The following is a 5805-nucleotide window of genomic DNA, read 5'->3' as shown; positions in this document are numbered from 1 at the left end:
GTCGTGCACGTTGGTCACCCAATCGCGCAGGGCTTCGTTCATGGCGTCTTTTAGCGTTCTGCTGCCGCTTTCGACGGCGCGCACTTCCGCACCCAGCAGTTTCATGCGGAAGACGTTGGGGGCCTGCCGCTCGATATCACGGGCGCCCATGAAGATGGTGCACGGCAGCCCGAATCGCGCCGCGACGGTGGCGGTGGCCACGCCGTGCTGGCCAGCGCCGGTTTCGGCGATGATCCGCGTCTTGCCCATGCGGCGGGCGAGAAGAATCTGGCCGATGCAATTGTTGATCTTGTGCGCGCCGGTGTGGTTCAGCTCGTCGCGCTTGAGGTAGATTTTCGCGCCCCCCAATTCATCGGTAAGGCGTTCCGCGAAATAGAGCGGGCTGGGGCGGCCCACATAATGCTTGAGCAGGTCTTCCAGCTCGGCATGGAAGGCCGGATCAGCCTTGGCAGCAATATAGGCCTGTTCCAGTTCCAGGATCAGCGGCATCAGCGTTTCAGCAACATAGCGCCCGCCGAACTGACCAAAATGGCCGTTCGCATCCGGGCCGGAACGCAGCGAGGTTTCCGCGTTCATGCTGCCCTCACGGCGCTGGCAAAGGCCCTGATCTTGTCCACTGATTTCACCCCTGCACCTTCTTCAACACCTGATGCCACATCCACCAGCGCCGGCGCCACCCGGGCAATGGCCTCGGCAACATTGCCGATGCCAAGGCCGCCGGCCAACCCGAACGGCCGCCCCGGCCGCGTTTCAACCAGCAACCGCCAATCAAAGGCCAGCCCGTTGCCGCCGGGCAACGGCGCGTCGTTAGGCGCTTTGGCATCGAGGAGCAACAGGTCGGCTGGCCCTGCGGCCATGTCCGCCGCCCTGATATCGGCGCGAGTCTTGACGCCTGCGGCCAGCCATACCGGTATATTATAGCGCGATTTCAATTCGTTCAGCCGTTCCGGCGACACGTCATGTAACTGTAATATTGTGATCCCGGCCGCGATCACGGCGCTCACAAGCGCATCATCCGGGGTAACCAGCACGGCCACCCGGCCCACTCCGGCCGGCACGCGGGCGATCAGCGCCGCCGATGCTGCCGGATCGACAAAGCGCGGGCTGGGCGAAAAATAGTTGAACCCCAAATGCGCTGCGCCCACGGCCACGGCTGCATCCACCGTTTCCGGCGTGCTCAGCCCGCAGATCTTGAACGGCGTCACAGGCTGGCAGCGATCGCGGCAGCAGCGGCGGCCGGATCAGGCGCAGAAGTGATCGGGCGACCGATGACGAGCACGCCGGCCCCGGCCTTGAGCGCTTCGGCTGGCGTCATCACGCGTTTTTGATCACCCACATCGCTGCCGGCCGGGCGCACGCCGGGAATGACGAACAGGCCATCATTCCACTGCGCCTTCACGGCGGCGACTTCGTGCGGCGAACAGACGATGCCATCCAGCCCGGCACCGCGCGCCAACCGGGCCAGCCGAGCCGCCTGGGTGGCAGCGCCATCGGCCACGCCCGCGGCAAGCAGATCATCATCATCAAGGCTGGTGAGCACGGTGACCGCCACCACGCGGGTGCCGGGCAACGCGGCGGCGCGGGCCGCCGCCAGCATGGCGTGGCCACCGGCAGCGTGCACGGTGAGGATGGACGGGGCCAGCGGCGCCAGGCTGCGCACGGCACCGGCCACGGTGTTGGGAATATCGTGGAGTTTCAGATCGAGGAACAGCGGCAAGCTTTGCCCATCCATCACCGCGGCGATCCCCGCCGGACCGTGGGCGCAGAAGAATTCGAGGCCCAGTTTCACGCCGCCAACATGCGGCGCAACCGCCGCCACCAGCGCGCGCGCGGCCGCGACATCGGGCGTATCAACCGCCACGAACACCGGATTTGCCATGGCTGTCAGGCTCCGCTGGGAGGGGAAGCGATCTGCGTCTGCTCCACGCGGGTCGGGCGCGCGCGGCGGCTTTCGCCCAGCGGCCGCAGCAGCACATGCCAGATCCAGGTGGGGATCACGCCGGCCAGAAACGCGCCGCCCAGCAACACGGGCAGCGGCAGCGCCGTGGGCGTGCCATCAGGCAGGATGAAATTGACGAGCGTCCAGTTGGACACCGCCAGCAGGATGAACAACACCGCCATTGCGGCGAGAAAGACCCAGCGGAACATTGCCATGTTGACCCTCATAGCTCTCCGTCAACCGGGGTGATACCAGCTTCGCTGAGCGCTGCCATCAGCTTTTGTGCCACATCGGCCAATTGCGCTTCGCTGGTGGACCGCATGACGAAGTTTGCGCCGGTCTTGCCTTCGCGCCAGAACGGGTAGGAACCAATCTGCACGCCGGGGTTTTCCTTCTCGGCGCGCTTCAGAATCTCGGCGGCGCGGCTTTCCTGCGTCCAGGCGCCAACACTGCGCGACAGCACCGGTGCGCCGCCCGGCAGCTTGCCATCCAGCCAGGCCAGCATGCCCTGGGTAATCATCGGCACGCCCGCCATGATGAAGATATTTTCCACCCTGATGCCCGGCGCCTTGGTGCGCGGATTCTCGATCAGGCTGGCGCCAGCCGGTGTGCGCGCCATGCGCAGACGGGCATCGGTGAGCTGATCGCCATAGTGCGCCGCCAATATGGCGCGGGCGTCCGGGTGGATGATGACCTCAACGCCAAGCGCCGCTGCGATGGCGTCCACCGTGATATCGTCGTGCGTCGGGCCGATGCCGCCGGTGGTGAACAGATAATCATGCTTGATGCGCAAGGCATTCACCGCTTCTGCGATGGAGTCCATCTCGTCGGCCACCACCCGCACTTCTTTCAGGCGGATGCCCTGCACGCCCAGCCATTTCGCCAGATAGGCGGTGTTGGCGTCCTGGGTGCGGCCCGACAATATCTCGTCGCCGATGATGACGAGCGCAGCCGTGTAGATGCGCTCTGTCTGGGTGTGACTCATGTCGCTCATGCCGGCGGACTTAGCGCAGGGCGGCGGCTGTGACCATGGTGAAGATGGACTTTGCCGTGTCAAATCCTTATGGGCGTGCAAATGACGCAAGCACTTTACACCACGGTGATGGACCCGCACGAAGGCCAGCTGCGCCTGCACGGGCCGGCCGCTTTCGAAGGCATGAGGCGGGCCGGCAAGCTGGCGGCCGAAGTGCTGGATCACCTCACCCCGCATGTGCTGCCCGAAGTGGCGACCATCGAGCTTGATACGATGGCGTGGGAATTCGTGCGCGCTGCCGGTGCCGCATCGGCCACGGTGTTTTATCGCGGCTTTTCGCACTCATTGTGCACCAGCGTGAACCATGTCGTGTGCCACGGCATTCCCGGGCCGAAGAAACTGAAAAGCGGCGACATCATCAACATCGATGTCACCGTGGTGGTGGATGGCTGGTATGGCGACACCAGCCGCATGTTCCAAGTGGGCGATGTGCCGTTGAAGGCGCGTAAGCTGGTGGACGTCACGCATGAATGCCTGATGCTGGGCATCGAACAGGCCAAGCCCGGCAAGACGCTGGGCGACGTTGGCCACGCCATCCAGACCCACGCCGAACGCAACCGATTTTCGGTGGTGCGCGATTTTTGCGGGCACGGGCTGGGCCAGGATTTCCACACGGCGCCCAATGTCGTGCATGTTGGCAAGCCGGGGCGCGGTGTCGTGCTGAAACCCGGCATGTTCTTCACCATCGAACCAATGATCAATGGCGGCGGCCCGGCCGTGAAAATTCTGGAAGACGGCTGGACAGCGGTAACCCGCGACCGATCGCTTTCGGCGCAGTTCGAACACAGCATCGGGATCACCGAAACCGGCTGCGAAATCTTCACGGCCTCGCCCAAGGGCTGGCACGCGCCGCCCTATTCCTGATCAGCGGCGCTTTGGCAGCGGCTTTTTCACGGGCGGTTTGGCCGGAGGTTTGGGCGGCGGTTTCGGCAGTGGAATCAACCTGTTCACGCTGATGATCTTCACCGGCGCTTCGATCATCTGACCCTTCATCACGCCTTCGCCCTTGGTGGCGGAGATCGGCACGTTCAGGATCTTGTGCACCACGTCCATACCGCCGGTAACGCGGCCGAACACGGCAAAACCCAGATTGTCACCTGGCCCCGCCGGGTTGGCATCCAGGCCCTTCAGATTGCCAAGGATGAAGAAAAATTGCGCCTGCGCCGTGCCGGGGGCCGCGCGGGCAAGGCTGACAGCGCCTTCATCATGGGTAAGGCCGGTGATCGTCGTCGGTTCATGCGCCACCGGCGGCAGCAGCTTGCGGCCATCCTGTATGCCGGCCTGCACCAGGCCAATGCTGCCATCGGGCACCACCTTGTAGGCCCGATAAAAGGCCGCGCCATCCAGCCGCTTTTCATCGACATGGCGAAGGATATAGCCAGCCGTAACCGGCGCGCGCCCGGTTTCCAGCGCAATGGTGATAGGGCCAAGTTCGGTGGCCATCACCACCGCAACCGTGGCTGGCGCAGCAGCTGGCGCGGGCGGCGGCGCCGGCAGTTCCTGTGCAAGGCAGGGAAACGCGAGCCCACACAGGGCAGCGGCAAGCATGGTGCGGCGAATCATGGCCGCAGCATAGTTCGGGCTTGCCGATCAGGACAGGCTGATCGGCAGCCGCAGGAAACGGCGACCCTGCGCATCGGCGGGTGGCAGTTCGCCGGCGGCGATATTCACCTGAAGGCTGGGCAGGATCAGCAACGGCGGCGCCAGTGTGGCATCGCGCGCCCGGCGCATGGCGATAAAGTCCGCCGCTGCCACGCCATCGTGCACATGCACATTGCCCGCCTTTTGTGCCGCCACCGTGGTTTCGCAGGCAAACGCGCTGCGCCCGGCCGGCAGATAATCATGGCCGACGAAAATGCGGGTTTCAGGCGGCAGCGCCAGGAGTTTCTGGATCGAAGCATGCAGCATCGCGGCATCGCCACCGGGAAAATCACAGCGTGCGGTGCCATAATCCGGCATGAACATCGTATCGCCCACGAAGGCGGCATCCCCGATCAGATAGGTGACGCAGGCCGGCGTGTGGCCTGGGGTATGCAGAACGCGGATGGTGAGATTGCCCAAGGGCAGCGCGGCGCCCTCTTCCACCAGCATGTCGAACTGGCGGCCATCGGTGGCCAGATCGTCCATGGCAAAGCGCGGCGCAAACACCCGCTGCACCTCGCCAATGCGGGCGCCGATCACCAGCGGCGCGCCGGTCTTGTCACGCAACCAGTGGCCACCGGCCAGATGATCGGCGTGGGCATGGGTTTCCATCACATATTGGATCTTCAACTGGCGCTGTTCCACGGTGGCCAGCAGCCGTTCCAGGCCGGCGTGGGACACAACCGCGCCCTTGGGCTCATAATCCAGCACGGCATCGATGATGACGCCATGTCCCGTGGCCGGATCGGCCACCAAATAGGTCCAGGTGTTGGTGGCCGGATCGAAGAAGGGCGTCACGTCGGGGTGGTTGGTCATGGACAATCTCCTCATTCATCGTATTACCACTTGCTAAATTAGAATCAACTGATATATTGCACGCATGATCCCGACTGATCTTGCCGCATTCGAACAATCTGCCGGAGCAGCAGCCCGCCTGTTGAAGGCGATGGCCCATGATACAAGGCTGCTGGTGCTGTGCCAGCTGGTCGATGGCGAGATGCAGGCCGGCCAGCTGGCGACGCGCCTTTCACAATCGGCGCTGTCGCAGCATCTGGCCGTGCTGCGCACCGAAGGGCTCGTCGTCACCCGACGGGAAGGCCAGGCCATTTTCTATCGCCTCGCCAATCCGGCGGTGAAAGCCGTGATCACCACTCTCGCCGGCATCTTCTGCCCCCCATCCGATGCCCCGGCC

At 64.3% G+C, this 5805-nt stretch carries 9 protein-coding genes; 2 read left to right on the top strand and 7 right to left on the bottom strand.

Annotation, left to right across the window (positions count from 1 at the left end):
• From RMO81_RS09900 to RMO81_RS09880, 5 genes are all read right to left on the bottom strand, one after another.
• The coding region (locus RMO81_RS09900; RefSeq protein WP_310475685.1) for a pyridoxal-phosphate dependent enzyme at positions 1-576 on the bottom strand (576 nt) is incomplete at its 3' end.
• Complete coding sequence (locus RMO81_RS09895; RefSeq protein WP_310475684.1) at positions 573-1205, bottom strand: phosphoribosylanthranilate isomerase; 633 nt, start codon at positions 1203-1205, stop codon at positions 573-575. The genes RMO81_RS09900 and RMO81_RS09895, both read right to left, overlap by 4 nt.
• Complete coding sequence (gene pyrF / locus RMO81_RS09890; protein ID WP_310475683.1) at positions 1202-1879, bottom strand: orotidine-5'-phosphate decarboxylase; 678 nt, start codon at positions 1877-1879, stop codon at positions 1202-1204. The genes RMO81_RS09895 and pyrF overlap by 4 nt, the downstream gene beginning before the upstream one ends.
• Positions 1880-1884: 5 nt before the next feature.
• Positions 1885-2148, bottom strand: coding sequence for a hypothetical protein (locus RMO81_RS09885; protein WP_310475682.1), 264 nt, complete (start codon positions 2146-2148; stop codon positions 1885-1887).
• 14 nt (positions 2149-2162) lie between these two features.
• Positions 2163-2924 (bottom strand): competence/damage-inducible protein A, encoded by a 762-nt coding sequence (locus RMO81_RS09880; protein WP_409049604.1) that lies wholly within the window; start codon positions 2922-2924, stop codon positions 2163-2165.
• 90 nt (positions 2925-3014) lie between these two features.
• Here RMO81_RS09880 and map point away from each other — a divergent pair, with 90 nt between their 5' ends.
• Positions 3015-3836 carry a type I methionyl aminopeptidase gene (gene map, locus RMO81_RS09875; RefSeq protein WP_310475680.1) on the top strand — a complete coding sequence of 274 codons (822 nt, stop codon included), beginning with the start codon at positions 3015-3017 and terminating at the stop codon, positions 3834-3836.
• Here the strand turns inward: map and RMO81_RS09870 are convergent, their stop codons facing one another.
• Both RMO81_RS09870 and RMO81_RS09865 read right to left on the bottom strand, forming a co-directional pair.
• Positions 3837-4535 carry a peptidylprolyl isomerase gene (locus RMO81_RS09870; protein ID WP_310475679.1) on the bottom strand — a complete coding sequence of 233 codons (699 nt, stop codon included), beginning with the start codon at positions 4533-4535 and terminating at the stop codon, positions 3837-3839.
• Positions 4536-4562: 27 nt separating this feature from the next.
• The gene (locus tag RMO81_RS09865; RefSeq protein WP_310475678.1) at positions 4563-5429 is read right to left on the bottom strand and encodes an MBL fold metallo-hydrolase; all 867 of its coding nucleotides are present in this window, start codon (positions 5427-5429) and stop codon (positions 4563-4565) included.
• Positions 5430-5493: 64 nt separating this feature from the next.
• Between RMO81_RS09865 and RMO81_RS09860 the strand changes: the two genes are divergently transcribed.
• A partial coding sequence (locus tag RMO81_RS09860; protein WP_310475677.1) for a metalloregulator ArsR/SmtB family transcription factor occupies positions 5494-5805 on the top strand: 312 nt, incomplete at its 3' end.

Origin of the sequence: Sandarakinorhabdus sp., assembly GCF_031422795.1 — a bacterium.
Taxonomy (GTDB): domain Bacteria; phylum Pseudomonadota; class Alphaproteobacteria; order Sphingomonadales; family Sphingomonadaceae; genus Sandarakinorhabdus.
Note: the sequence above shows the minus strand (reverse complement) of the source record. Positions and strands in the feature narration are given on the sequence as shown.

What these genes read in the sequence shown, in the direction of transcription:
- pyrF (WP_310475683.1), bottom strand. Translation starts at nt 1,879, where the DNA reads ATGGCAAATCCGGTGTTCGTGGCGGTTGATACGCCCGATGTCGCGGCC.
- RMO81_RS09885 (WP_310475682.1), bottom strand. Translation starts at nt 2,148, where the DNA reads ATGTTCCGCTGGGTCTTTCTCGCCGCAATGGCGGTGTTGTTCATCCTG.
- RMO81_RS09880 (WP_409049604.1), bottom strand. Translation starts at nt 2,924, where the DNA reads ATGAGTCACACCCAGACAGAGCGCATCTACACGGCTGCGCTCGTCATC.
- map (WP_310475680.1), top strand. Translation starts at nt 3,015, where the DNA reads ATGACGCAAGCACTTTACACCACGGTGATGGACCCGCACGAAGGCCAG.
- RMO81_RS09870 (WP_310475679.1), bottom strand. Translation starts at nt 4,535, where the DNA reads ATGATTCGCCGCACCATGCTTGCCGCTGCCCTGTGTGGGCTCGCGTTT.
- RMO81_RS09865 (WP_310475678.1), bottom strand. Translation starts at nt 5,429, where the DNA reads ATGACCAACCACCCCGACGTGACGCCCTTCTTCGATCCGGCCACCAAC.